General features: G+C 73.7%; 22 protein-coding genes. 11 read left to right on the top strand and 11 right to left on the bottom strand.

Translation table 11 applies throughout. The features are described from left to right. Positions 1-46: 46 nt before the first annotated feature. Positions 47-967, bottom strand: coding sequence for a GlxA family transcriptional regulator (locus ACGFQ9_RS00860; RefSeq protein ID WP_393570765.1), 921 nt, complete (start codon positions 965-967; stop codon positions 47-49). A 130-nt stretch (positions 968-1,097) separates the two neighbouring features. Between ACGFQ9_RS00860 and ACGFQ9_RS00855 the strand changes: the two genes are divergently transcribed. After that, on the top strand, positions 1,098-1,691 hold the full coding sequence (locus tag ACGFQ9_RS00855) for an MBL fold metallo-hydrolase (protein WP_393569793.1): 594 nt from the start codon (positions 1,098-1,100) through the stop codon (positions 1,689-1,691). A 19-nt stretch (positions 1,692-1,710) separates the two neighbouring features. Here the strand turns inward: ACGFQ9_RS00855 and ACGFQ9_RS00850 are convergent, their stop codons facing one another. From ACGFQ9_RS00850 to ACGFQ9_RS00840, 3 genes are all read right to left on the bottom strand, one after another. Continuing rightward, the gene (locus tag ACGFQ9_RS00850) at positions 1,711-2,355 is read right to left on the bottom strand and encodes a dihydrofolate reductase family protein (protein WP_393569791.1); all 645 of its coding nucleotides are present in this window, start codon (positions 2,353-2,355) and stop codon (positions 1,711-1,713) included. Positions 2,356-2,449: 94 nt separating this feature from the next. Continuing rightward, the gene (locus ACGFQ9_RS00845) at positions 2,450-2,740 is read right to left on the bottom strand and encodes a YkvA family protein (RefSeq protein WP_393569789.1); all 291 of its coding nucleotides are present in this window, start codon (positions 2,738-2,740) and stop codon (positions 2,450-2,452) included. 83 nt (positions 2,741-2,823) lie between these two features. Further along, positions 2,824-3,192, bottom strand: a complete 369-nt coding sequence (locus ACGFQ9_RS00840; protein ID WP_393569787.1) for a helix-turn-helix transcriptional regulator — start codon at positions 3,190-3,192, stop codon at positions 2,824-2,826. 170 nt (positions 3,193-3,362) lie between these two features. On the opposite strand from ACGFQ9_RS00840, the gene ACGFQ9_RS00835 reads away from it, so the two are divergent. From ACGFQ9_RS00835 to ACGFQ9_RS00825, 3 genes are all read left to right on the top strand, one after another. Continuing rightward, positions 3,363-4,265 carry a SigB/SigF/SigG family RNA polymerase sigma factor gene (locus ACGFQ9_RS00835; protein WP_393569785.1) on the top strand — a complete coding sequence of 301 codons (903 nt, stop codon included), beginning with the start codon at positions 3,363-3,365 and terminating at the stop codon, positions 4,263-4,265. A 47-nt stretch (positions 4,266-4,312) separates the two neighbouring features. After that, the gene (locus ACGFQ9_RS00830; RefSeq protein ID WP_393569783.1) at positions 4,313-5,392 is read left to right on the top strand and encodes a mechanosensitive ion channel family protein; all 1,080 of its coding nucleotides are present in this window, start codon (positions 4,313-4,315) and stop codon (positions 5,390-5,392) included. Between the two features lie 112 nt (positions 5,393-5,504). Continuing rightward, complete coding sequence (locus ACGFQ9_RS00825) at positions 5,505-5,786, top strand: WhiB family transcriptional regulator (protein ID WP_393569781.1); 282 nt, start codon at positions 5,505-5,507, stop codon at positions 5,784-5,786. Between the two features lie 63 nt (positions 5,787-5,849). Here the strand turns inward: ACGFQ9_RS00825 and ACGFQ9_RS00820 are convergent, their stop codons facing one another. From ACGFQ9_RS00820 to ACGFQ9_RS00805, 4 genes are all read right to left on the bottom strand, one after another. Further along, positions 5,850-7,334, bottom strand: coding sequence for a hypothetical protein (locus tag ACGFQ9_RS00820; RefSeq protein ID WP_393569779.1), 1,485 nt, complete (start codon positions 7,332-7,334; stop codon positions 5,850-5,852). Positions 7,335-7,726: 392 nt separating this feature from the next. Next, the gene (locus ACGFQ9_RS00815) at positions 7,727-8,209 is read right to left on the bottom strand and encodes a putative immunity protein (RefSeq protein ID WP_393569777.1); all 483 of its coding nucleotides are present in this window, start codon (positions 8,207-8,209) and stop codon (positions 7,727-7,729) included. A gap of 78 nt (positions 8,210-8,287) precedes the next feature. Continuing rightward, a complete protein-coding gene (locus ACGFQ9_RS00810) occupies positions 8,288-10,378 on the bottom strand; it encodes a calcium-binding protein (protein WP_393569775.1) in 2,091 nt (696 codons plus the stop codon). A 282-nt stretch (positions 10,379-10,660) separates the two neighbouring features. Further along, complete coding sequence (locus ACGFQ9_RS00805) at positions 10,661-11,401, bottom strand: ricin-type beta-trefoil lectin domain protein (protein ID WP_393569773.1); 741 nt, start codon at positions 11,399-11,401, stop codon at positions 10,661-10,663. A gap of 182 nt (positions 11,402-11,583) precedes the next feature. Here ACGFQ9_RS00805 and ACGFQ9_RS00800 point away from each other — a divergent pair, with 182 nt between their 5' ends. The 4 genes from ACGFQ9_RS00800 (at position 11,584) to ACGFQ9_RS00785 (ending at position 17,064) form a co-directional block, all read left to right on the top strand. Then, positions 11,584-13,452 carry a hypothetical protein gene (locus ACGFQ9_RS00800; protein ID WP_393569771.1) on the top strand — a complete coding sequence of 623 codons (1,869 nt, stop codon included), beginning with the start codon at positions 11,584-11,586 and terminating at the stop codon, positions 13,450-13,452. 110 nt (positions 13,453-13,562) lie between these two features. Then, the gene (locus tag ACGFQ9_RS00795) at positions 13,563-14,558 is read left to right on the top strand and encodes an MBL fold metallo-hydrolase (RefSeq protein ID WP_393569770.1); all 996 of its coding nucleotides are present in this window, start codon (positions 13,563-13,565) and stop codon (positions 14,556-14,558) included. Continuing rightward, positions 14,551-15,735 (top strand): RNA ligase family protein, encoded by a 1,185-nt coding sequence (locus ACGFQ9_RS00790; protein ID WP_393569768.1) that lies wholly within the window; start codon positions 14,551-14,553, stop codon positions 15,733-15,735. The genes ACGFQ9_RS00795 and ACGFQ9_RS00790 overlap by 8 nt, the downstream gene beginning before the upstream one ends. Positions 15,736-15,831: 96 nt before the next feature. Continuing rightward, positions 15,832-17,064, top strand: coding sequence for an FAD-dependent oxidoreductase (locus tag ACGFQ9_RS00785; RefSeq protein ID WP_393569766.1), 1,233 nt, complete (start codon positions 15,832-15,834; stop codon positions 17,062-17,064). A 77-nt stretch (positions 17,065-17,141) separates the two neighbouring features. Here ACGFQ9_RS00785 and ACGFQ9_RS00780 read toward each other — a convergent pair whose 3' ends face one another. The 3 genes from ACGFQ9_RS00780 to ACGFQ9_RS00770 form a co-directional block, all read right to left on the bottom strand. Further along, entirely contained in the window at positions 17,142-17,831 is a 690-nt protein-coding gene (locus tag ACGFQ9_RS00780; RefSeq protein ID WP_393569764.1) for a hypothetical protein, read from the bottom strand. A 132-nt stretch (positions 17,832-17,963) separates the two neighbouring features. After that, positions 17,964-18,407, bottom strand: coding sequence for a peptidase inhibitor family I36 protein (locus ACGFQ9_RS00775; protein WP_393569763.1), 444 nt, complete (start codon positions 18,405-18,407; stop codon positions 17,964-17,966). A 48-nt stretch (positions 18,408-18,455) separates the two neighbouring features. Continuing rightward, positions 18,456-18,881 (bottom strand): winged helix-turn-helix transcriptional regulator, encoded by a 426-nt coding sequence (locus tag ACGFQ9_RS00770; protein ID WP_393569761.1) that lies wholly within the window; start codon positions 18,879-18,881, stop codon positions 18,456-18,458. 24 nt (positions 18,882-18,905) lie between these two features. Between ACGFQ9_RS00770 and ACGFQ9_RS00765 the strand changes: the two genes are divergently transcribed. The 3 genes from ACGFQ9_RS00765 to ACGFQ9_RS00755 all read left to right on the top strand — a co-directional run bounded on the left by ACGFQ9_RS00765 (position 18,906) and on the right by ACGFQ9_RS00755 (position 22,539). Then, positions 18,906-19,319: a YybH family protein gene (locus ACGFQ9_RS00765; RefSeq protein WP_393569759.1), complete on the top strand. Its 414-nt coding sequence runs from the start codon at positions 18,906-18,908 to the stop codon at positions 19,317-19,319. A 152-nt stretch (positions 19,320-19,471) separates the two neighbouring features. After that, complete coding sequence (locus tag ACGFQ9_RS00760; protein WP_393569757.1) at positions 19,472-20,674, top strand: FAD-dependent oxidoreductase; 1,203 nt, start codon at positions 19,472-19,474, stop codon at positions 20,672-20,674. 188 nt (positions 20,675-20,862) lie between these two features. After that, positions 20,863-22,539, top strand: coding sequence for an FAD-dependent oxidoreductase (locus ACGFQ9_RS00755; RefSeq protein WP_393569755.1), 1,677 nt, complete (start codon positions 20,863-20,865; stop codon positions 22,537-22,539).

Here is a 22,539-nt window from a genome sequence, read left to right as displayed (position 1 = left end):
CGCCCGCCACTACCCCTATCGGGGAAGCTCACGGCGGTTCCGGCGCTCACTCCGCCGGACCGGGCGTGCGGGTGAAGGCGCGACGGTAGGAACGGGGCGGGACTCCCCGGCGGCGGACGAACTGTTCGCGCAGTACGGACGCGCTGCCGTAGCCGACCCGGCGGGCGATCTCCTCGACCGGCAGGTCCGTCGTCTCCAGCAGCTCCTCGGCGCCGCTCAGCCGCAGGTCCCGCAGCCAGGCGTGCGGGGTGGTCCCGGTGGCGGCGGTGAAGCGGCGGGCGAAGGACCGTTTGCTCATCATGGCGCGCCGGGCCAACTCCGCGACCGGAAGGGGTTCGTGGAGATGCGCGCGGGCCCAGGCGAGCACCTCGGCGAGGCGCTCGTCCTGACCGTCCTCGGGGACGGGCGCGGCCAGGTACTGGGTCTGCCCGCCGTCGCGGTGCGAGGGAAGCACCATGTCGCGGGCGATGGCGTTGGCCACCGCGGCCCCGTGTTCCCGCCGGATCAGGTGCAGGCAGAGGTCGAAGCCCGCCGCGGCTCCGGCACCCGTGCTGATCCGCCCCTCGTCGAGGTACAGGGCATCGGGTTCGACGGTGACCTCCGGGTGGCTGCGGGCCAGCAGACCGGCGAACCGCCAATGGGTGGTGGCCCGCAGCCCGTCGAGGAGGCCGGCCGCGGCGAGCGTGAACGTGCCGACGCAGTGGGCGGCGATCAACGCCCCCCGCGCGTGCGCGGCCGAAAGGGAGTCGAGCACGGCGGGTGCCGGCGGAGTGCGGAAGCCGGCGCCCGGCAGGACCAGCACGAGATCGGCGGCGGCCAGCCGGTCCAGTCCGTGAGCGATCGTGAGCGGCACGGCCACGTCGGTGGGGACGGTCCCCGGCCGTTCGCCGCACAGGGCGAAGTCGAACCCGGGCAGTCCCTCCCCGCGCGGAGCGAACACCTCGGCGACGATTCCGACGGCCAGCATGCCGGCTCCGGGCGGGACGTACGCGGCGACGGTCCTGAAGGGAGGCACACACGGAGTCTGGCACATTTCCTGCGATGACTGGCATCCGTGCCACTCGTCGGTGATCTTCCCGCCCGGCAGGATCGAGGGCATGACAGACGCACCGCTCGGCCGCAGCGCCGACCACAGGATCCTGACCGTCGGCTACACCCTCTCCACCGGTCCCGGGGTGGCCGCCACCGTGTCCTACGTGGCCGACGGGGACCGGCACGTGATCGTCGACCCGGGCATGGTCGCGAGCCGCGACCGCATCCTCGGCCCGCTCGCCGAGCTGGGCCTCGGGCCCGAGGACATCACCGACGTGGTCCTCAGCCACCACCACCCCGACAACACCATGAACGTCGGCCTGTTCGGGCGGGCCAGGGTGCACGACCACAAGGCGATCTACGAGGCCGACCAGTGGACCGACCGGGACGCCGAGGGCTACGAACTCACCCCCTCGCTGCGGTTGATCCGCACCCCGGGGCACAGCGTCGAGGACATCACGCTGCTCGCGGGGACGGGCTCGGGCGTGGTGGCGTTCGTGGGCGACCTGTGGTGGCGACCGGACGGCCCGGCCGAGGACCCGGTCGCCCCGGACCGCGAGGAGCTGAGGGCGTCCCGGCTCCGGGTGCTGGCCGCCGCGGACGTGATCGTGCCCGGCCACGGCCCGTCGTTCCCGGCCGACGACAGCGCACCGCGCTGAAGGCCCGGAGGATCCGCGGTCAGCGGTCGTTCGCCACACCGCGACCGGGTGCGCTCATGTCCCCCGTCCCGGGGACGCCCTCGGCCAGCCCGTAGCGCAGGTACACCGTGCCCTTCGGGCCGGCCACGGGGGGTGCGAGGAGCGTGACGTTGGTGGGCACCGCGCCCTCGGCGAACACCTTCTTCCCGACGCCGAGCACGATCGGGTGCAGCCAGAGGTCGAGGCGGTCGAAGAGCCTCTCGCGAAGGAGGGTCTGCACGAGGTTCAGGCTGCCGACGACCTTCACGTGCTCGTGCCGGTCACGGATCTCGCGCACCGCGGCGGCGAGGTCCGGGCCGAGCTGCGTGGACCCGGCCCACGAGAGGTCGGGCCTGCCGCGGGAGGCCACGTACTTCGGGACGCGGTTGAAGAGCGCGGCGATCTCGTTGTCCTCGGAGCCTTCGTAGTGGGGCCAGAAGGCGGCGAAGATGTCGTACGTCCGCCGTCCGAGCAGCAGCGCGTCGGTGCCCTCGTACGCGGCACCGGCCTGCTCCCCGGCGACCTCGTCCAGCAGGGGTGCCTGCCAGCCGCCGTACGGGAAGCCCACCGGGTCCTCGTCGGGGCCGCCGGGCGCCTGCCCGACGAGGTCGAGGGTCGCGAACATCTCGATGTGGATGAGGCCCATGGCTTCCTCCCGGTGCGTCGGCCGTCTCCGTCAAGAGGTAGACCCGCAGACGCCCGGGAACTCATCGCCGCGCGGAAGCCGGCTGCGGCACGGTTCAGTCGGCGGTGGAGCGCACGGCTGCGCCCGCGTGCCGGACGGCCGCGTGGAGCGACCGCAGGGCGAGCAGCAGCACGCCGATGTCGTCGAGGTACATGGGGTCGGGCAGCAGGTCGACCGGCCACAGCGTGTACGCCACGGCGGTCCAGAACAGCGCCTTGTCGCGGAACGGCACGCCCGCGTCCATCAGCAGCCGCCGCGCCCGGAGCACGCGGACCAGCAGCACGACGGCGCAGGCAGCGGTGGCGACGGCCAGGGCCCCCAGGGCCCACCAGAGGGTGCTGTCCACAGCGGTGCTCCTGCCTGCCGGTTCCCCGGCCCGCGGCGCCCGGTCCGTTCCGTTCCGTTCCGGCGCGTACGTCCTTCACACCATCATGCGGGACTCTCTCCCGCGGGGCGTGCCGGCGGAACCCCGTCGGCTGCTGCCGCAGGGGCGGTCAGCGGGGCGGCCAGGTACGCCAGCAGGCCGGCGATCTCGTGATCGGCCTCCGCGGGGTGGCGGAACCGCGCGCCGGGGGCGATGACGTAGCGGTTGCGGCGGCCGTCCCGGATCCGCGTGAGGTATCCGTCGGTCTGCAGGTCGGTGACGATCGCCTGCACGGTCCGCTCGGTCAGGTCGCAGCTCGCCGCGATGTCGCGCAGCCGGATCCCCGGATCGCGCGCGATGGCGATCAGCACCCGGGCGTGGTTCGTCAGGAAGGTCCAGCGGCTCCGCCGGGGAGCCGTGTGCTCGTTGTCCACGCCCGCATTCTTGAGTGGTGACTCGCGAAAAGCAAATCCAGAACTGTTTTTCCGGTATCCCTTGACGTGTGTCCATGATCCCGGCAGGGTTCAGGGAAGCGGAAGCGGCCTTCCGCAACCGAGCATTCGAGCAACGCACCGCAAGCCCCCGTGCCCAAGGAGCGAAGACGATGACCCTCATGGCCACGTTCGAGGCCGGCGACCAGGCGACGATCACGACCGGGACCGCCACAAGGACCGCGCTGCCGCAGGTGTCCCGCCCGCGCGAGCTGTCCACCTCCGACGCCCGCCGCCTGACCCGCGTGTACTTCGAGCGGCTGCGGAGCCTGGAAGAGGGCACCCGCGCATACCGGTACGTGCGCAACACCCTGATCGAGATGAACATCTCGCTGGTGCGGTTCGCCGCCCGCCGTTTCCGGGAGCGCCCCGGCGGCCCCGAGAACGAGGACATCCTCCAGGTCGGCACCATCGGCCTGATCAAGGCCATCGACCGCTACGACCCCGCTCGCAACACGCAGTTCACCACGCTCGCCCTGCCCTACATCACGGGCGAGATCAAACGGCACTTCCGCGACGCGACCTGGGCCGTCCGCGTCCCCCGCCGCCTGCAGGAGATGCGCTCGCGCCTGGCCAAGGCCACGGAGGAGCTGACCGCCGAACTGGACCACGAGCCCGCCCCCGCCGAACTCGCGGCACACCTGGGCCTCACCGAGGAAGAGGTCCGCGACGGGCTGGTGGCGGCGAACGGCTACTCGACCCAGTCCCTCGACGCGCCCCGGGAACCCGCCGCCGCAGGCAGCGCGCAGGCGCCCCCGCGCGGCAGCTCCGCGCGCACCCTCGCCGACACCGTGGGCGACCTCGACCCCGCCCTGGAGGCGGTCGAGGACCGCCACGCCCTGGCGCCCCTCCTCGCCGGCCTGGACGAACGGTGCACGCGCATCCTGGAACTGCGCTTCGGCCGGGAGATGACCCAGGCGCAGATCGGCGCGGAGATCGGCCTCTCCCAGATGCACGTGTCCCGCCTGCTCAACCGGACCCTGGGCGCCCTGCGCGAGGAACTGCTCCACGCCTGACCCCGGCGCAGCCCGTTCCCGGGACCGACCCCTGCCTTCGAGGAGCCATGGACAGCCTTCTCCGACTGCCGGCCGTCATGGGCGGCGCGATCGTGCTCGCGCTCGTCACCGGCTGGCTCACCGACCTGCTCCTGCGCCGCGCGGACGCCCGTCACCCCGAGACACCGCTCTGGAACATGCTGCGCCGGTGCCTCCCGGCCGTGCGCGTCCTGCTGCTCACGGCCGTGCTGAGGGCGGCGTACCCGCAGACCGAGTGGCCGCCGCTGCGGCAGCACGAGGCGGCCGTGGGCCGGATCCTTTCGCTCGTGCTGATCGGGGCGAGCGCCTGGCTCGTCGTCCGCGTCACCTCCGCCGTGGTCGAGTCCACCTACGCCCGCTACGCGTCCGGCACCCGCGAGGCCTCCAGGCTCCGCCGGGTCCGCACCCAGGTGACCCTCATCATGAGGATCGTCACGGCCGTCGTCGCCGTGATCGCCGCGGCCTCGATGCTGCTCGTCTTCCCCTCCTTCCGTGCCGTCGGCACCTCCCTGCTGGCCTCGGCGGGAATCCTCGGCATCGTGGCCGGCGTGGCCGCGCAGTCCACCCTCGGCAACCTCTTCGCCGGGTTCCAGATCGCCTTCGGCGACATGGTGCGCATCGGCGACACCGTCGTCGTGGGCGGCGAATGGGGCGTGGTGGAGGAGGTGACGCTCACCTTCCTGGCCGTCCGCACCTGGGACGAGCGCCGGATCACCATGCCCGTCTCGTACTTCACCGGACGCCCGTTCGAGAACTGGTCGCGCGGCGGGATCCAGATGACCGGCACGGTGTTCCTGCACTGCGACCACACCGCCCCCGTCGCCCTGATGCGGGAGAAGCTGAAGGAGATCCTCGACGGCTGCGAGGCCTGGGACGGCCGCGGCCGGGACCTCGCGGTCACCGACACGACCCCCACCACGATCCTGGTGCGGGCCGTCGTCACGGCCAAGGACCCGGACGACCTGTGGACCGCCCGCTGCGCGGTCCGCGAACAACTCGTCGCCTGGCTCGCGGAGAAGCACCCGTACGCCCTGCCGCGGGTCACCACGTCCACGGCCGTGTCCGAGCCCGGTACGGAGCAGGCCGGGGCAGGCACGCGGGCCGGTTGAGGCGGCCGCCGTCCGGAGGGAAGTTTCGGAACGCCCACGCGGGTCAGACGCGTCGGGGACGGGCGCCGACGACCGGGAAGGAACGCGGAAGCCGGAAGAGAGGAGGCGGCACATGCCGAACGTGTCACGTCTGCCCGGGCGGGCGGATCACCACTGGCTGTGGCAGGAGGACGCCGCGTGCAGGAACCTCGGCACGGAGCGGTTCTTCCACCCGGTGGGAGAGCGCGGCGAGGCCCGCTCCGCACGGGACCAGGCGGCCAAGGAGGTCTGCGCCCTCTGCCCGGTGCAGGTGCAATGCCTGCGCCACGCGCTGCGCGTGGGAGAGCCCTACGGCGTGTGGGGCGGGCTGACCGAGACGGAGCGCCGCTCGCTGGCGGAACGCGCGGCCGGCTGAAGCCGGAGGGGGCTTGCGGACGGAACACCGCCCGCAAGCCCCCTCCATTCGGGCGGACCGGGGTCAGCCCTTCACCGGTCCGGGGGCGGGAGCCGGGGTGTTGGTGCCCGTGGAGCGGGTCACGATCGGCCATTCGCGCTGGAAGGCCGCGAAGGGAATCTCCTTCTCGAAGAGCGGGGTGCCCAGGATGGCTATGCGGGCCATCAGCGCCCCGTTGATGTCGAGACCGCCGTAGAGGCCGGCCTTGCCGTTGACGACCGGTGCGGCACCGCTGGAGTCGATGGTGACCGCCCCGTCGATCGCGGCCCGCAGGTAGGGCTTGATCGCGGCCTTCACGCCGACCGCGTCGTAGAGGGCGACGGATCCTTCGAGGTCCAGGCCGGTACGGACCGACGCGGAGCCGCTGAACTTGGCGCGCACCGGGGAGATGTTCGTGGTGCCGGGCTCGGTCCTCGTCGTCCAGCCCTTCCCCTTGGCGTAGTCGGAGCGGATGCCCCAGTCGGCCGCGAGCTGCTGCTCGGCCTCGACCGTGACCTTGCCGTCGGCGGAGACCGTCGCGTAGAGCGCCAGGTCCAGGCCGACCACGATCGGCACCGGACCGGCCATCACGGTGGGGGTGGCGTGGAGTTTGGCGAGGGGGATGCGGATCGGCTCGGCCGACCCGGCGATCCCGGCGGCGACCCGCCAGTTGGCGCGGGCTTCCACGTCGAAACCGACGCTGGCCTGACGGGGGCTCAGCGCGTGACCGTCGTAGGAGAAGTCGATGGACGGGTCGATCTCGACCGAGCCGGACAGGTCCACCGAAGCCCCGTGCGGCAGCGGGACCTTGGTGTCCGCGTCCAGCTTCAGTCCGGTCGAGACGGAGCCGTTGCCGCCGTCGGCACGCTTGGTGAAGGAGACCTTGAGGTCCTTGACCTGCGGTTCGACCTTGATGTTGCGCGGGTCGAGGGCGGTGTGCAGGCCGGCCGAGCTGTCACCGAGCAGTTCCGCCACGGTGGCCGGACGGGTGGCGACGGCCGTCTTCCCGCCTTCCGTCTTCTTCACCTCGGTGATCGCGACCAGTGCCCCGCGGGGCGCGGCCGGGGTCGGAGGGCTGTCGATGAGCTGGCCGACCTTGACTCCGGCGGCGGCACCGCCCTTGCCGGCCGGAGAGCCTTCGGCGGCGGTGAGCACGGCCGCGCCGGTCTGCCGGTCGTAGGAGGACAGGGTGAGGTCGGGGGAGTTCGCCTCGGGTGCGGGCTTGCCGGACCGGGCGGCGGCGGGGGTGACGAGGGCCAGCTTCGCCGGCTTGCCGGCGGGCACCACGGAGACCGGCAGGCTGCCGGCCGTCGACGTGCGCGAGGGCTTCGGCTTGGCGGAAGTGGGCGCGGGGGCGGCCACGGTGGCGGCCGAGCCGGCCGGCGGCGTGGCGTCGGATGCGGTCGGGCCGGCCGTGGACGTGGCGCCTGCCGACTTGGCGTCGGAGGCAGGCGAGCCGCCGCAGGCGGTCAGCGTGAGCGCGGTGGTGAGAAGGAGTGCGGGGAGCGCTCCGCGGGTGCGAGGGGACATGCAGAGGGGAACCTTCGGCTTTGATGGTCAGTCAGGAAGGCAATGCAGGGGGAGCGGGGAAGGTGCCGTACGCGCAGGCCGCAGGCCGCAGGTCACGGGCGTCGTGGCGGCAGAGCCGCGGCGCCGGTCCCGGGGAAGCAGCTGTCAGGCGCATGCCACCCCGCTCGCCGAACTTACTCAACAGTAGGTTCGGTGAGCGTGACGGTACACCAGCCGGGCACCGCACCCGAAACCCAACCGGCCGCCGTCGCGCGGGGATCGAAAGGATCAGGACAGGTCCGCACGGAAGAACGGCGTTCCGACAGGCGGGCGGCCCGGGCTCCCCGCAGGAGCGGGGGGAAACCAGTCAGGATCTGGTCAACTTCGCCCGCGACAGCCTTGGTTGCCCCGGTTCAGCAGTCGAACACCGACCAGCAGATGTCGCTGCGGAGCCGCTGGTCGTCGAGCACGAGCGCGCGGATCTCCTCGGGGAGCCGATCGCGCTGCCACCGGCACCCGAGTCGTCCCGCGGCCTCGCTCCCGCCTGCTGGTGCCGCCGCTCGTGCGGCCTTGATCGCGTAGGCGGCCGCGCCCAGTTCGTGCGCGGCGACGTGCGCGACGGCCCCGGCCTGGCCGGCGGCGTACGCGGCATGCCGTGCCGCCCCGCGCAGGTCTCTGGCCGCCCCCATCGCATGGCCGCCCGCCGCGCGGGCCTGCATCATCCTGACCTCGCCACGCACCCAGGCCCGGGCATGCCCGATCGCCCGGCGCGGCCGCGGGTCCCCGGGCCGGGCCGACTCGAAGAGGTGGAGGACGTGTTCCGCGCACGAGGCGGCCCACAGGGCGAGGAGACGGTGATCCGCGTCGGTGAGGGTCCCACCACGGCGGATCGTCACGAAGCGGGGGTCCGGACCGGGGCGGTCCGGACCGGAGGACGCCGGCCCGGACCGCCCCGACGGGGGAGGGGGACACGCTCAGGGGCAGCTGATGCGGGTGTCGCCCGGGTCGGTGGTGCAGGTGTCGATGCCCAGGCCGCCGTTGGCGGTGTCGTTGGCGCCGACGCCGTCGGTGGTGGTGAGGCGGTCGCTGCCGTAGTACCCCGTCAGGACGTCGTTGCCCGGGCCGCCGTTGAGGGTGTCGTCGCCGTAGTTGCCGTCCACGTTGTCGTTGCCGGGGCCACCGTGGACGGTGTCGTTGCCGTAGCTCGCACGAACGGTGTCGTTGCCGCTCAGGGCGCAGATCACGTCGTTGCCGAAGCCGCCGTTCAGCGTGTCCGCCCCGCTGGTGCCGATGATCGTGCACCCGCGTGAGTTGTTCACCGAAGTCGACGCGGCGGCGCTGTTGTTCCCCGTGTTCGGGTCCTGCGCGGAGGAGGTGACGGACGCCAGGTCCGTCAGGGTGCCGGTGGCGCGCGGCTCCGCGGTCACCGTCACCGTGGCGCTCGCGCCCGGGGCGAGGCTGCCGAGGGCGCAGTTCGCCCCCGTCGCCGTGGTCGTACAGCTGCCCTGCGACGGCACGGCAGACAGGATCGTGCCGCCGGCCCCCGAGAGGGTGTCGGTGAGCGTCACGCCCGTCGCGGTCACGGTGGAGGCCGTGGAACTGGACACCCGTACCGTGTACGACGCCTGGTCGCCGATGCTCACGGTGGTGGTACCGGTCTTCGTCACCGAGAGGTCCGCGGCCGGCGGCGGGGGAGGCGTGGTCCCGCCGCCCTCGTAGCGGGCGATCCCGAAGGCACCCAGCCCGGCCAGGCCCGCGGCGACGATCCTGCCGTCGGGCTGGACGAGCAGGCCCCGGATCTCCTCCCCGCCCAGCATGCCGGTGTACACCCGGCCGTCACCGCCGCCGAAGCCGGTGTCCAGAACGCCGTTCGGCTGGTAGCGGGCGAGGGCGAAGTCGACGGCCTCCTGGCTGTCCGGGTCGTCCGCCGTCCCGCCGACCAGGATCTTGCCGTCCGCCTGGAGCGTCATGTCGTACGCCACCGCCGTGCTGAGGGGCCACACGGTGGTGACCCGCCCGCCGGTGCCGAAGCCCGGGTCGGGGGTGCCGGCGGAGGTGAACCGGGCGAGCGCGAAGCCGGTGCCGGTGGAACCCGCGGCGACGACGGAGCCGTCGGAAGCGACCGCCACCGCCCGCCCGAAGTCCGTACCGCCGAAGTCCGCGGTCGCCATGCCGTCGCCGCTGAAGGAGGTGTCGAGGCTGCCGTTGGACAGGTAGCGGGCCACTCCGAAGTCGAAGGCGGTGTTGCCGGTGTAGCCGACGGCGACGAACCGGCCGTCCGGCTGCAGCGCCAGACCGGTGGCGCGACCGCCCGCGTCCTGGGGCGAGGCGGGCGTGAAGCCCGCCACCACCGTGCCGTCCCCGCCGAAGGACGGGTCGGGGCTGCCGTTCGGGTTGATTCGGGTCAGCGCGAAGCCCGCGCCGCCGCTCAGACCCACCGCGAGGATTTTGCCGTCCGGCTGGACGACCAGGTCACTGGCGCCGGACGCCCCGCCGAACGCGTCCACCCGCACCAGCCCGCCCGAGCCGAAGCTCTGGTCGAGGCTGCCGTCGGTGTTGTAGCGGGCCACGGAGAAGAAGCAGCAGCCGCCGCCCTCGTCGGTGACCTCGGTGCTGCCGGCCACCACGATCTTCCCGTCGGACGGCTGCACGGCCACCGCCTCGGCCTGGTCGTCGCCGCCGAAGTCGGTGGTCACCCGGCCGTCACCGCCGCCGAAACCGGTGTCGACACTGCCGTTGGCGTTGTACCGGATCAGCGCGATGTCGAACGGGACACCCGGCCCCGTCACCCGGCCGGCCACGACCAGCTTCCCGTCCCCCTGCCGGGCGACGTCGAGGCCCTCGGCGTACTCCCACGGCCCCTCGTCGTTCGGGAAGTAGGTCTGCACCCTGCCGGTGGCGGCGAAGGTCGGGTCCAGGTCTCCCGGGGCCGCCATCGCGGTACCGGGCAGTGCGAGAACGAGGGCCAGGGCGGCCGCAGAAGCGGCGGCCACCCGCCTGGCCGCCCGGCCGCCGGACCGGATCGGGAACCACCGCTCCGGAGGTCTGGGCTGTGCGTGGGACATGGGCGTACGGACCTCCGGTCGCGGCGGGAACGAGCAGGCCACAGCTTCGGCCCGCACCAGCGCCGCACCACCGAGGCACGGGCCGCACTGCGCCCTCTGGACGGCGGGGATCCACCCCCGTGGGGGACAACCGGCACGGGGACGACCGCCACGGGGACGACCGCGACGGGGACGACTGCCACGGGGGACACCCCCGGGGCGGCGTGGCCGTGGCCCCGGGACGACACCGCCTCCGTACGGCACGGGGGCACCGTACGGAGGCGGTCGTCACATTGGCCGGTGTCAGGTGCCCAGGGGCGCTCCCCGCCACTGCTGGTTGGTGTGGTGAGGCGTGCAGTCCCAGATGCCCAGGCGCGCTCCGTTGCCCGTGGCCCAGCCCAGGGCGTCGAGGCACTTGCCCGAGTGGAGGCTGCGCAGCAGGCCGCCCGGCAGCACCTCCCACTTCTGGTTCAGGCCCTGGTGGCAGGTGTTCAGCCCGAGCAGCGAGCCGTTCTCCGTCTTGGCGTACTGGACGTCCATGCACCGGCCGAGCGCGCGGAGGGTGCCGTCGCCCTCCAGCTTCCAGGCCTGCGCGGCGCTGCCGTTGCAGTCGTAGAGCTGGATCGGCGCGCCGTCCTTGAGGCTGGCGCCCTTGACGTCGACGCACTTGCCGGAGTGGACGCCGACGATCTGGCCGGATCCCGGAGGCGGCGGCACGGTGCAGTAGATCTCCACGAGCACCTGGTAGTAGCCGTTGCTGCCGATCGGGTTGGCCGCCGGGCCGGCCGAAGGGGAACAGCGGCCGGTCTCGTAGCCCTCGTTCGCGGCCGCGTTGTAGGCCGAGGCCCAGGCGGCGTCGACCGCGATGTTGTAGGGGCCGTATCCGGTGCCGAGGAAGTACTTGGGTGCGGTGGGCGCCAGGGCGGCGGCGGAGGACGAGGAGGAGGTGTTCTCCGCGGCGGTCGCCGTCGCAGGTCCGGCGAGGAGGGCCGTCGCGGCGAGGAAGGCCGTGGCCGTGGTCGACAGCCATCGAACCAGCTTCACGCCAGGCTCCTTTCGGGTTCGTGGTAGCCGTGCAGGTGGGTGTGCCGCCGGGGCCCCGCGGTCGGCTCGACACTAGCCCCGCCCCGCACGCGGGAAGTCTCAACGGAGTATCAACTCCGGCCACACTTCGGCCGGATGTTTTCTGACCCCGGCCCGCGGCGGCTGGGTATCGTCCCGGATCCGTGAAGATCACTCATGGCCTCTCCGCCCTGCGGACCGCTCTCGCCACGAGCCCCGTGGTCAACCTGGTCGGCGGGCTCGGCAGCGGCAAGAGCGCACTGGCCCGCAGGCTGCCCCTCGCGGCCGCCGTCGACCTCTGCGGCCTGTCCGGGGCCGGGGCGGCGGCGCGGCTCCGGGCGCCGCGGCCCGGGGCCGCGCCGGCCGGCGGGCTGCTGCTGATCGACAGCGTGGACGGACCGGCCCGGGCGGAGTCCGTCGCGGCCGCCCTGGACGCCTGCACCCGTCCCGTGCTGCTGGTCAGCCGGCGCCCCCTGCGGTCCTCGCCCGGCTGGGCGGAGCACGCTCCCGTCACGGTGTCCCTGGACCCGTGGCCGCCCGGGGCCGTCGAGGAGCAGGTTCGGGCGACCGGCCTGGCCGACGCCGAGGCCGTGGCACTGGCCGTCCGCCTCTCGGGCGGACTGCCCCTCGTGGCCGAACTGGCCTGCCGGGAGCTGCTGGCGGGCACCCCGGCGGACGCGCCCGGCGCAGTCGCCGACGCCGTGGCCGAGGAGGTGCTGAGACGGCTCGGCCGGGAGGACCCCCGGATCGGCGGCCGCCACCGGCACGCACTGCGCCTGCTGGCGACCGTACGGGCGGGCGACGAACGGCTGCTCACGGGCGGACCGGACCTGTTCTCCGCGCTCGCCGGGCTGAGCCTGGTACGCCGGGAGCCGCTCGGCCTGGCGGTGCGGGAGCCGTACCGCAGCCTGTTCGAACTGGCCTACGCCTGGCGTCGGCCGGAGGCCCACCAAAGCGTCCGGAAGCGCGCGGCGGGCTACCGGCAGGCGCTGCTCGCCGACCGCCGGGACCCGCGCGAGCAGGCACGGCTGGTGGAACAGGGACTCTTTCTGTCGGGCGAACCCGTCCTGCGCCGCTCCCTGTTCCCGCCGGTCGAGGACTCCGCGCTGATCCGGCCCGCGGGGCCCGCGGAAGCCGACGACATCGGCCGGCTGATGCACCGGTGGGCGGTCCGCAGCGGCTTCGACGCCCGGCGCTCGGAGCGGATCACCGAACGCTGGCTGGCGGCGGGACCGGCCTCGTTCCACATGGCCCGGGACCGGGACGGCCGGGCGGTGGCGCTGGCGGCCCTGGTGCCGGTCGGCTCGGACACGGCGGACGGGATCGAACCACTGCTCCAGCAGCACGCCGGCGACCTCCTCGTGCCCCGCGGCGCCGGACAGCGCGCGGCGGGCGGCCCTGCCGTGAGCGGCCCGGCCACGAGCGGGCTGTTCCTGGGTGCGGCCTACGGCGCGGACGCCGGCGTGCACGCCCAGATGCTGCGCCACATCCTCGTACAGGCCACCCTCGCGGGGCATCTGGTCGTCTCGACGGCGAGCCAGGACTACCAGCACCTGCTGCGCACCCTGAGCTTCCGCCCGCACGGCGGCATCCGGGACGACGTCTACCGCTGCGGCCGGCGCCCGGAGGTGTACAGCCAGGACTTCACCGGCGTCGGCCTGTCCGGGTGGATGCGCCGTCTGGGCCCCGGCGCGGCACCCGGGCCGGGCGCGGACCTGCCGGCCCTGGTCGGCAGGGCACTGGCCCATCTGCGGGAGCCCGGCCGACTGGCGGAGAGCCCGCTCATCGGCCTTCCGGGACTCGACACCGCGCAGTCCCTGCGGGGATGGCTCGAGGACGGGGTGGCCGCCCTGGCCGGGGCCGAAGCCGCTGCCGACGCCGACGCCGAGGCGGGCGCGATCCTCGCGGCGTACTACCTCGGCCGGCCCCGGACGCACCATCAGATCGCCCGGAGCCTGCACCTGAGCCGGGCCACGTACTTCCGCAGACTGCGCCACGGCCTGGCGCTCCTGGCGGCCCGGCTGCCCGGGTGACGGCCCCGCCGGCCCGCTCCACCACCGCACGCGAAAACCATGCGCCCGCCGAAAACGGCCCCGCTACCATCGGGACCTCACCTGATCACGGCGGTCCGACGGAGGCACCGATGACACAGCCGCCCCCGCGGACCGCACGCCCCGCAATCTCCGCACTCCCCGCCCACCCCGAACGGCTGGAGCGGGGACACCCGTTCCGGCAGTGGAAGACCTGGCGCATACCCGGCACCGAGCTCACCCTCACGGGGTACTCACGCGCCAACGACAAGACCTTCTTCCACGTCCCGGAACTGCGCTGCGCGCTCGACGCCGGACTGGCCGAAGGCCGTCAGCCGGAAACGGTCTTCCTCACGCACACCCATCACGACCACGCCAAGGACCTCGACTACCTCGCCGCCAGGCCCGGCGGCGTCGACATCCACCTGCCGGCCGCCGCGGTCCCCTACGCGCAGGCCTTCCTGAAGGCCTCGGCCGAGCTGAACCACGGCCCGGCCTACGACCCGGCCCTGGCAGCGAACGGCCGGCTCCACGGGGTGCGCGGGGGCGACGAGTTCACCTTCGGCCGCTGCGGGCACCACGTACGCGTGGTGGACTGCGCCCACAAGGTGCCGTGCGTGGGGTACGCCTTCTCGGAACGCCGCACGGCACTGCTCCCCGAGTACGAGGAACTGCGCCGCTCGTTCACCGCGGACGGCAGGGGCGGAGAGTTCGGCCGGGTCATGGCCCGGCGCCGCGCGGATGGCGTCCGGGTGGAACACGAGGTGCGCAAGCCCCTGTTCGCCTTCCTGGGAGACACCCACGCGAGCGTCTTCGAGGACAACCCATGGCTGTTCGAATACCCGGTGATCATCACGGAGTGCACCTACCTGGACGACGCCGAGACGGAGCGGGCCGACCGCGTCGGACACACGGTCTGGAGCCGGCTGCGGCCCGTCGTGGAGGCGCACCCGGACACGGTGTTCGTCCTCACCCACTTCAGCCTGCGCCACTCGGACCGGGAGGTCCTCGACTTCTTCGGCGACGCACGGCCCGCCAACGTCCTGCTCTGGGTCCACCCGGACAGCAGCCTGCCGGAACAGCACCAGCACGGCGGTGCCCGTGACTGAGGGGCGCTGGTCGCCGTACCCGAAGATCCCGTCCAGGATCAGGCTCGGCGAGACGCGGGCCAAGGGGGAGTGGGTCGCGCTGGAGAAGGTCCACGGGGCGAACTTCGCCGTCGTGTGCGACCGCACCGGGATCCGCCCGGCCAAACGCCGTGAACTGCTGGGGGAGGGCGGCCTCGATGACTTCTTCGGCGTGGCACGGATCTGGCCGGCCCTGGCCGTCGCCGCGGACCGGTGCGCCGCCGGCCTCCGCCGCCGGCACGGCGTGGGCGCCGAGGCTCCGGTGACGATCTACGGCGAACTGGCGGGAGGCCGCTACCCCCACCCGGACGTGCCCGCCTCACCGGGAACGGAGCCGGTGCAGACGGGCGTCTGGTACGCGCCGGGACTCCTCTGGCTGCCGTTCGACGCCACGATCGGAGGCGGGGCCGGCGGGGCCAGCGGGACGGACAGCAATGACGGCAATGACGGCGATGAGGGCGACGGCAAGGGCGACGCGGGCGACGGCGGCCTGCTCTGGGTCGGCGACAGCGTCCTGCGCGAGGCCGCGGCGGCCGCCGGCCTGCACTGCGCCCCGCTGATCGCCCATGGTGCCCTCGACCGGGTCCAGGACCGGAGCCCGGTGTTCCCGACCCGCGTACCGGCCCTGCTGGGCCTGCCCGGCCTGCCCGGCAACCTCGCCGAGGGCCTGGTCGTCAAGCCGGCGGGCATGTGGTGGTCCCCCGCGGGTATCCCCGCCGGTACGCGGCCGGTCGCCAAGTCCAAGCACCCCGCCTTCGCGGAGGACGGGCGCTACGACGGCTCCCGCCCCTACCGGGTGCCGCCCACGGGTGCCGCCGGCGTCCCCGGCTGGCTCCTCGGCCAGGTCACCGCCCTCCTCACCCCGGCCCGCGCCGCGGCCGCCGTCAGCAAGCTGGGCCCGCGCACCCCTGTCGAGGAGATCGCGGCAGAGATCGTCCGGGACGCGGTGGAGGAGACCGCCGAGGCCCTCGGCGGCCTCGAGGACGGCTTCAGGGCCGGTTTCGGGGACGAGTGCGGGGAGGAGCGCAGGGAGGAGCGCGGGGACGAGTGCGAGGACGATGGTGGGGACGGCCTCGCCGCGGCCCTGGAGCAGGCGTTGCGGCCCGGCGCCCTCGCCCTCGCGCGCTTCGACGCCGCGGACCGCCGCGCGCCCGCCTGACCCGGGCGGGGGGTGTCGGCGCCGTTGCCGTGCGCGCGGCCGTGGGTGCGGTATACGTGCCCTGAGTCACCCCCGGCCGCGAAGGGACTGGTTGCCGTGGAGCGTACGACCTGCTGCGTCGTGGGAGGCGGGCCCGCCGGAATGGTCCTGGCCCTCCTGCTGGCCCGAGCCGGTGTGCAGGTGACGGTGCTGGAGAAACACGGGGACTTCCTGCGCGATTTCCGCGGTGACACCGTGCATCCCTCCACCCTGTCGCTGCTGGAGGACATCGGTCTCGCCGAACGCTTCGCCCGGCTGCCGCAGCGCCGGGTGACATCGGTTCAGCTGCCCATCGGGCCGGACCGGTCGCTGGTGACGGTCGGGAACATCGGCGCGCTGCACGGCAGGTACAACTACATCGCCATGGTCCCGCAGTGGGACCTGCTCGACCTGCTCGCGGACGAAGCGGCCCGCGAGCCGTCCTTCCGTCTGCGCATGGACACCGAGGCGACCTCCTTCCTGATCGAACGGGGACGCGTCACCGGTGTGCGCTACCGCACGGCGGACGGCGGCACCGGCGAGCTCAGGGCCACCCTGACCGTCGCCTGCGACGGCCGCGGTTCGCTGGCCAGGACGATGCCCGAGCTCGGGCTGGAGCGCTTCCCCTGCCCGATGGACGCCTGGTGGTTCCGGCTCCCGCGGCACGAGGGCGACCCCAGCGGGCTCGTCGGCGGCCTCGGCGACAGGTTCTTCACCGCGCTGATCGACCGGGGCGACTACTGGCAGTGCGCGGCCCTCATCCCCAAGGGGACCGATGCCGGCCGCCGCGCCGAGGGTCTGGACCGCTTCATGGGCCGGTTCACCGACGCCGTGCCCTGGCTGGCCGACCGGGCCCATGCCCTCACGTCCTGGGACGACGTCAAACTGCTCGACGTACGGCTCGACCGGCTGCGCCGCTGGCACCGTCCCGGGCTGCTCTGCATCGGTGATGCCGCCCATGCGATGTCACCGGTGTTCGGCATCGGCATCAACCTCGCCGTACAGGACGCGGTGGCGGCGGCCCGCTACCTCGTACGGCCGCTGCGCGAGGGCACCGTGGGACTGCGGGACGTACGGCGCGTCCAGCACCGTCGCCTGCCCACCACCGTGGCCACCCAGGGCCTCCAGCGGCTCGCCCACACCCAGGTCATCGAGCCGCTGCTGGCCGGCCGCACCGCCTTCGGGAACCCCCGCAGGGCGAAGCGGCTGACCGAGCTCGTCACCGACTCGCAGTGGCTGAACCGAGTGCCCGCCTACTTCCTGGCGTACGGCGCCCTGCGCGAGCGCCCGCCGGAGGAATCGCTCCGCTGACCTGCCCTGCCTGCCCTGCCTGTCTTGCCTGCCTGCCTGCCTGCCTGCCTGTCCTGTCCGGCCGCCTGCCGGCACGGTCAGTCCTCGGCGTCCGGCGCCCGCCGGAACCGTTCGTGGAAGCCCTCGGGGATGTCCTGCGGCACGGGGAGCCGGTACCGGGTGATCACGCCGCCGGTCCGGACGAACGTGGTCGACGCGCCCGGCTCCCGGAGGGGGCCCGGTCCCAGGGGGACCCCTGAACCCGCGAGGTCCACGTGCCCCTCCGGCGGGGCCAGGACCCGGTAGCCGACCATCTCGTCGCCCACCGCGAACGGGGGCTCCGCCGGTTTCGTTCCGAACCGCAGGTAGAGGTCGGCGAAGTAGGAGTTGTAGTGCGCGCACGCGGGAATCGAGGCCCGCAGCTCGTCCATGATCACTTCCGCGTCGTCCTCCGCGTAGCTGTAGGAGTCCACGACGTGCCTTTCCTGACCGCCCCTCGTAGAGCTCAGTACGACACGCGTTGACGCGACGGGCATCCGGTCGGGCGACCAGAGGGCGGACTCGACCCTTCCGCAGTGGTGCTCGGGCGACGGGCCGATCCCGGTCTCCGGTCGCTGGAACACGGCCCGGTAGCCGGGAACGTCCTTGCCGCGCGGCAGCACGGACATCAGCTGCTTCATGGTCACCGGCTGCCCGCTCGTACCGAAGGGCGCCGCGACCACCAGAGCAGCCCCGGCGGCCAGCAGCGCGACCGGCGCCAGTACGAACAACGGCAGACGACGACACACGTCGGAAACCTCCCTCACCGCCGGCCACCGGCCGTACGGGCCGAGGCACCCGCGCCACTGTACGCATCCGGCTGCGTGTCCGCCGAAGCGGGTTTGTCACCGTCACCGTCACCGTCGCGGGCGACGGGGCGGTCAACCGACGCGGCAGGCGTGGAACCTGTTGGACCGGACGTGCCCGAATGCCCCCGGAAGGTGCTCGATGCCCATCCCGGGCCGGAGGGTGAGCGCTGCGCCCCGGTAGTGGGTCGTGTTGTACACGGTGACGCACCGGCCCCACACCGCGTTGCCGGACCGCCATGTACGGGAGACGCCGTTCCACACCGACAGTCCGTTGTTCAAGCCGACATAGGCAGTGGTCTGCGGATACCACGGCATGTCCTCCGCCACCGGGCTCACCACCCCGGTGTAGCCGGGCGAGGTCCAGCCGCACACCCAGCCCGGGGAGCAGCGCTCCGCGACGGGAGTCACCGCGAGCGGCCCCGCCGACGCCACGGGCGCGAACACCAGGCCCGAGACGACGAGCACGGCGGCCGCTCCGGCACGGAGGGCCGCCCCACCGATGACTGTCTGCCGCATGAACCCATCGAAACGCCGAACGGCGAAGATCGCATCGGCGCCGGTCCGTCAGGCGCGAGGTGGGACGGACGGCGGGACGGGCGGCGGGACGGACGGCGGGACGGACAGGGCGGCCCCCGTGCGGTACAACTCCACGAGCAGCGGCCGCAGGGCCTCGCCCCGCGCGGTGAGCCGGTAGCGGGTGCGCACCGGGAAGCCGCGCTGCTCCTCCCGTACGACCAGGCCGCGGCCGGCCAGCTCACGCAGCCGCTCGCTGAGGACCTTCGCCCCCAGGGCGGGGAGCCTCTCGCGCAGCGCCGTGAACGAGTGCGGGCCGTGCATCAGTTCGCGCAGGACCAGGGTCGTCCACCGGCCCGAGACCGCGGCGAGCGCGATCTCCACCGGGCAGTGCGGCAGGGGCCGGTCGGTGCGCCCGCGCGCGTCCGGCACCAGAGTTGCGTCCCAGTCCCCGTGGGTTTCCGTTTGGTGACCCACGCGAAGGGTCGCTTGGCTGGGGTCATGACCTTCGACGTGCGTTTCCACGAGCCCACTGTCCCCCTCGCCACCGAACCCGGGCAACACCCGGCCGTGTTCGCCGAGCTGTTCGCCACCGGGGACGCCGGGTTGGTGGACCTGGCCTACGAGCCCGGCGCGGCGTTCGTCCCGGAGCCCGGCCGCCAGGTGTCGGGACCCGAACTGACCGAGGCCAACGCCCGCTTCCTCGCCCTGGGGCTGCCGATCACCCTGCGGCCGCGCCACACGTACGTGGCCGGGGACATCGCCCTCCTGATCGTCGACTGGGAGATCGCCGGAACCGGCCCCGATGGTGCGGAGGTCCGGATGAGCGGCACGGCCACCGACGTCGCCCGCCGCGGCGCGGACGGCCACTGGCGCTACGTGATCGACAACCCCTTCGGTACGGACGCCCCGTAGGACACCCCAGGGCATCGCCGGACGGCATGGCGCCCCCGGGCCCAACCGGGTGGGGATACCGTGGCCTTGCGGAGTGGGCCCCGGCGTGGCCCCCGGCCAGGGCTCCGGAGCGGGGCCGTGGCCGATGCCGGACGCGAGGGGAGTGGTGTTCTGTGCCGAGACGTCATGCGGTGGTGGTCGGGGCCGGCATCGGCGGGCTGACCGCCGCGCTCGCGCTGCACCGCCGCGGCTGGGACGTGACCGTGTGCGAACGCGCCGCCGAGCCGCCCACCACCGGTGCCGGCATCGGTCTCGCCCCCAACGCCCTGCGGGCCCTCGATGCCATCGGTGTCGACGCCGCCCGCGCGGTCGGCAGTGCCGTCCCGGCGACGATGGGCGTACGCAGCAGCGACGGCCGGTGGCTCGTACGGATGGCCACGGCGGACATGGCCGCCCGCTACGGCACCGCGCCGGTCGCGGTGCCGCGGCCGGCCTTCACCGCCGCCCTGGCGGCCGGTCTGCCGCCCGAGGCCCTTCGCTACGGCACTCCCGTGACCGGCGTGGACGACGCGGCGGGCTGCCCGGCCGTCCGTACCGAGGCCGGCCGGGACGACCTCTCCGCCGATCTGGTCGTCGCCGCCGACGGGATCCACAGCCCGCTGCGGAAGGCGTTCTTCCCGTCCCACCCCGGCCTGCACTACCTCGGTGAGACCGCCTGGCGGACCATCGTGGACGCCCCGGACCTGCGCATACCCGCCATGAGCGAGACCTGGGGACGGGGCGAGCGGTTCGGTGTGACCCCGCTCGCCGACGGCCGGTTCTACCTCTACGCCACCGCCGTCGTACCGGCCGGGACCCGGTCGGCCGACCCGCGCGCCGAACTCCGGCACCGCTTCGGATCCTGGCACGACCCGATCCCGGCCCTGCTCGACCGCATCGGCCGCCTCGACCCCGCCGACGTGCTGCAGAACGACCTCCACGACCTGGCCGCCCCGCTCCCGCGCCTGCACCAGGGACGGATCGCCTGGCTCGGCGACGCCGCCCACGCCATGGCGCCCAACCTCGGCCAGGGCGGCTGCCAGGCCATCGAGGACGCCGCGGTCCTCGCCCGCCTCCTCCCCCGGGGGGACGGCAGGGCGGGCGCGGACGACGACCGCTCCCTCACGGCCGCCCTCGCCGCGTACACGGCCGCCCGCCGCGACCGCACCGACGCCGTACGCCTCCGCGCCCGCCGGGCCGGCCGGCTGGGCGCCCTGCGCAGCCCCCTCGCGGTGGCCGCCCGCGATCTCGCGGTCCGGGTCACCCCCGACCGCCTGGCCCGGCGGGGTCTGGACGACCTGTTCAACGGCTTCCGGCCCCCCGGGGACCCCGGCTAAGGGGTGTCTTGCGCCGGCGGGCAAGGCCGGCCCCCCGCAGCCCCGGTGTCAGGGAGCGACCGGCCGCGTACACGGAGCGCCCCGGCCGGCCGTACGGCGCGCCGCCGCGGGATCGAACATACGATGGGCGGGAACCGGCGCGGGCGACCCGCCGTGCCGGACGACCGCAGCACGCGGGGTGGTCACGCATGGCACAGGCCGGCGACGCAGCGCGGACCGTCATCCTCACCGTGGACGACGACCCGGGGGTCTCCCGCGCCATCGCCCGCGACCTGCGGCGCCACTACGGCGGCGGATACCGGATCGTGCGCGCCGAATCCGGCGGTTCGGCACTGGAGGCACTGCACGAGCTGAAGCTCCGCGGCGACCTGGTGGCCGTCATCCTCGCCGACTACCGCATGCCGCAGATGAACGGCATCGAGTTCCTCGAACAGGCCCTCGCCGTCTACCCCGGCGCGCGGCGCGTGCTGCTCACCGCGTACGCCGACACCAACGCGGCCATCGACGCGATCAACGTCGTCGACCTCGACCACTACCTCCTCAAGCCCTGGGACCCGCCCGAGGAGAAGCTCTACCCGGTCCTGGACGACCTGATCGCGGCCTGGCGCTCCAGTGACCACCGGCCGGTACCCGCCACCAAGGTGGTCGGGCACCGCTGGTCGGCGCGCTCCTCACAGGTGCGGGAGTTCCTGGCCCGCAACCAGGTCCCCTACCGCTGGTACTCCTCCGACGAGCCCGAGGGACAGCGGCTGCTGGAGGCGGCCGGGACCGACGGCCGGCGCCTGCCCCTGGTGGTCACACCGGACGGCACCGCGCTGATCGAGCCGGAGACACCCGAACTGGCCGCCCGCGTGGGGCTCGCGACCACACCGGCCGCCGAGTTCTACGACCTCGTCGTCATCGGCGGCGGCCCGGCCGGGCTCGGCTCGGCCGTCTACGGGGCCTCCGAGGGGCTCCGTACCGTACTGGTCGAACGGTCGGCGACCGGCGGGCAGGCCGGCCAGAGCTCCCGCATCGAGAACTACCTCGGCTTCCCGGACGGGGTGTCGGGCGCGCAGCTCACCGAACGCGCCCGCCGCCAGGCGAGCCGGTTCGGCGCCGAGATCCTCACGGCGCGCGAGGTCACCGGACTGGAAGCATGCGGTGCGGCCCGCGTCGTGCGCTTCTCCGACGGCTCGGCGGTCGCCGCGCACAGCATCATCCTCGCGACCGGCGTGTCCTACCGGCAGCTCCGGGCGCCGGGCTGTGCGGACCTGACCGGCCGCGGGGTGTACTACGGCTCCTCCCTCACCGAGGCGTCCTCCTGCGAGGGCGAGGACGTGTACGTCGTCGGCGGTGCGAACTCCGCAGGTCAGGCAGCGGTGTACCTGGCGCGCGGTGCGAAGTCGGTGACGCTGCTGGTGCGCGGGGAGTCCCTCACGGCCTCGATGTCGTACTACCTGGTCCAGCAGATCGAGGAAGCGCCGAACATCACGGTCCGGACCCGGACCGCCGTCGAGGCGGCACACGGCGAGGAACACCTGGAACGGCTCACCCTGCGCGACGTGGACACCGGCGCCACCGACGAGGTCGAGGCCCAGTGGATGTTCGTCTTCATCGGTGCGGCTCCGCTCACCGACTGGCTGGGCGGAACGGTGCTGCGCGACGCCGACGGCTTCATCCTGGCCGGTCCCGACCTCACCCCGGACGGGCGCCCGCCGGCCGAATGGGAACTGGACCGGCCGCCGTACCACCTGGAGACCAGCGTTCCCGGGGTGTTCGTGGCGGGCGACGCGCGCGCCCGGTCCGCGAAGCGGGTCGCCTCCGCCGTCGGAGAAGGAGCCATGGCCGTGATGCTCGTCCACCGCTACCTGGAGGAGTCGTGA

The organism is Streptomyces sp. NPDC048603 (assembly GCF_043199475.1).
In the GTDB taxonomy this organism is placed as follows: Bacteria; Actinomycetota; Actinomycetes; order Streptomycetales; family Streptomycetaceae; genus Streptomyces.
This window is presented reverse-complemented; position numbering and strand designations above follow the sequence as displayed.

Bases quoted from the DNA above. Each gene is read 5' to 3' on its own strand.
- ACGFQ9_RS00855 (WP_393569793.1), top strand. From the start codon at position 1,098: ATGACAGACGCACCGCTCGGCCGCAGCGCCGACCACAGGATCCTGACC.
- ACGFQ9_RS00810 (WP_393569775.1), bottom strand. From the start codon at position 10,378: ATGTCCCACGCACAGCCCAGACCTCCGGAGCGGTGGTTCCCGATCCGG.
- ACGFQ9_RS00825 (WP_393569781.1), top strand. From the start codon at position 5,505: ATGCCGAACGTGTCACGTCTGCCCGGGCGGGCGGATCACCACTGGCTG.
- ACGFQ9_RS00795 (WP_393569770.1), top strand. From the start codon at position 13,563: ATGACACAGCCGCCCCCGCGGACCGCACGCCCCGCAATCTCCGCACTC.
- ACGFQ9_RS00755 (WP_393569755.1), top strand. From the start codon at position 20,863: ATGGCACAGGCCGGCGACGCAGCGCGGACCGTCATCCTCACCGTGGAC.
- ACGFQ9_RS00850 (WP_393569791.1), bottom strand. From the start codon at position 2,355: ATGGGCCTCATCCACATCGAGATGTTCGCGACCCTCGACCTCGTCGGG.
- ACGFQ9_RS00775 (WP_393569763.1), bottom strand. From the start codon at position 18,407: ATGCGGCAGACAGTCATCGGTGGGGCGGCCCTCCGTGCCGGAGCGGCC.
- ACGFQ9_RS00820 (WP_393569779.1), bottom strand. From the start codon at position 7,334: ATGTCCCCTCGCACCCGCGGAGCGCTCCCCGCACTCCTTCTCACCACC.
- ACGFQ9_RS00835 (WP_393569785.1), top strand. From the start codon at position 3,363: ATGACCCTCATGGCCACGTTCGAGGCCGGCGACCAGGCGACGATCACG.
- ACGFQ9_RS00830 (WP_393569783.1), top strand. From the start codon at position 4,313: ATGGACAGCCTTCTCCGACTGCCGGCCGTCATGGGCGGCGCGATCGTG.
- ACGFQ9_RS00765 (WP_393569759.1), top strand. From the start codon at position 18,906: ATGACCTTCGACGTGCGTTTCCACGAGCCCACTGTCCCCCTCGCCACC.
- ACGFQ9_RS00860 (WP_393570765.1), bottom strand. From the start codon at position 967: ATGCTGGCCGTCGGAATCGTCGCCGAGGTGTTCGCTCCGCGCGGGGAG.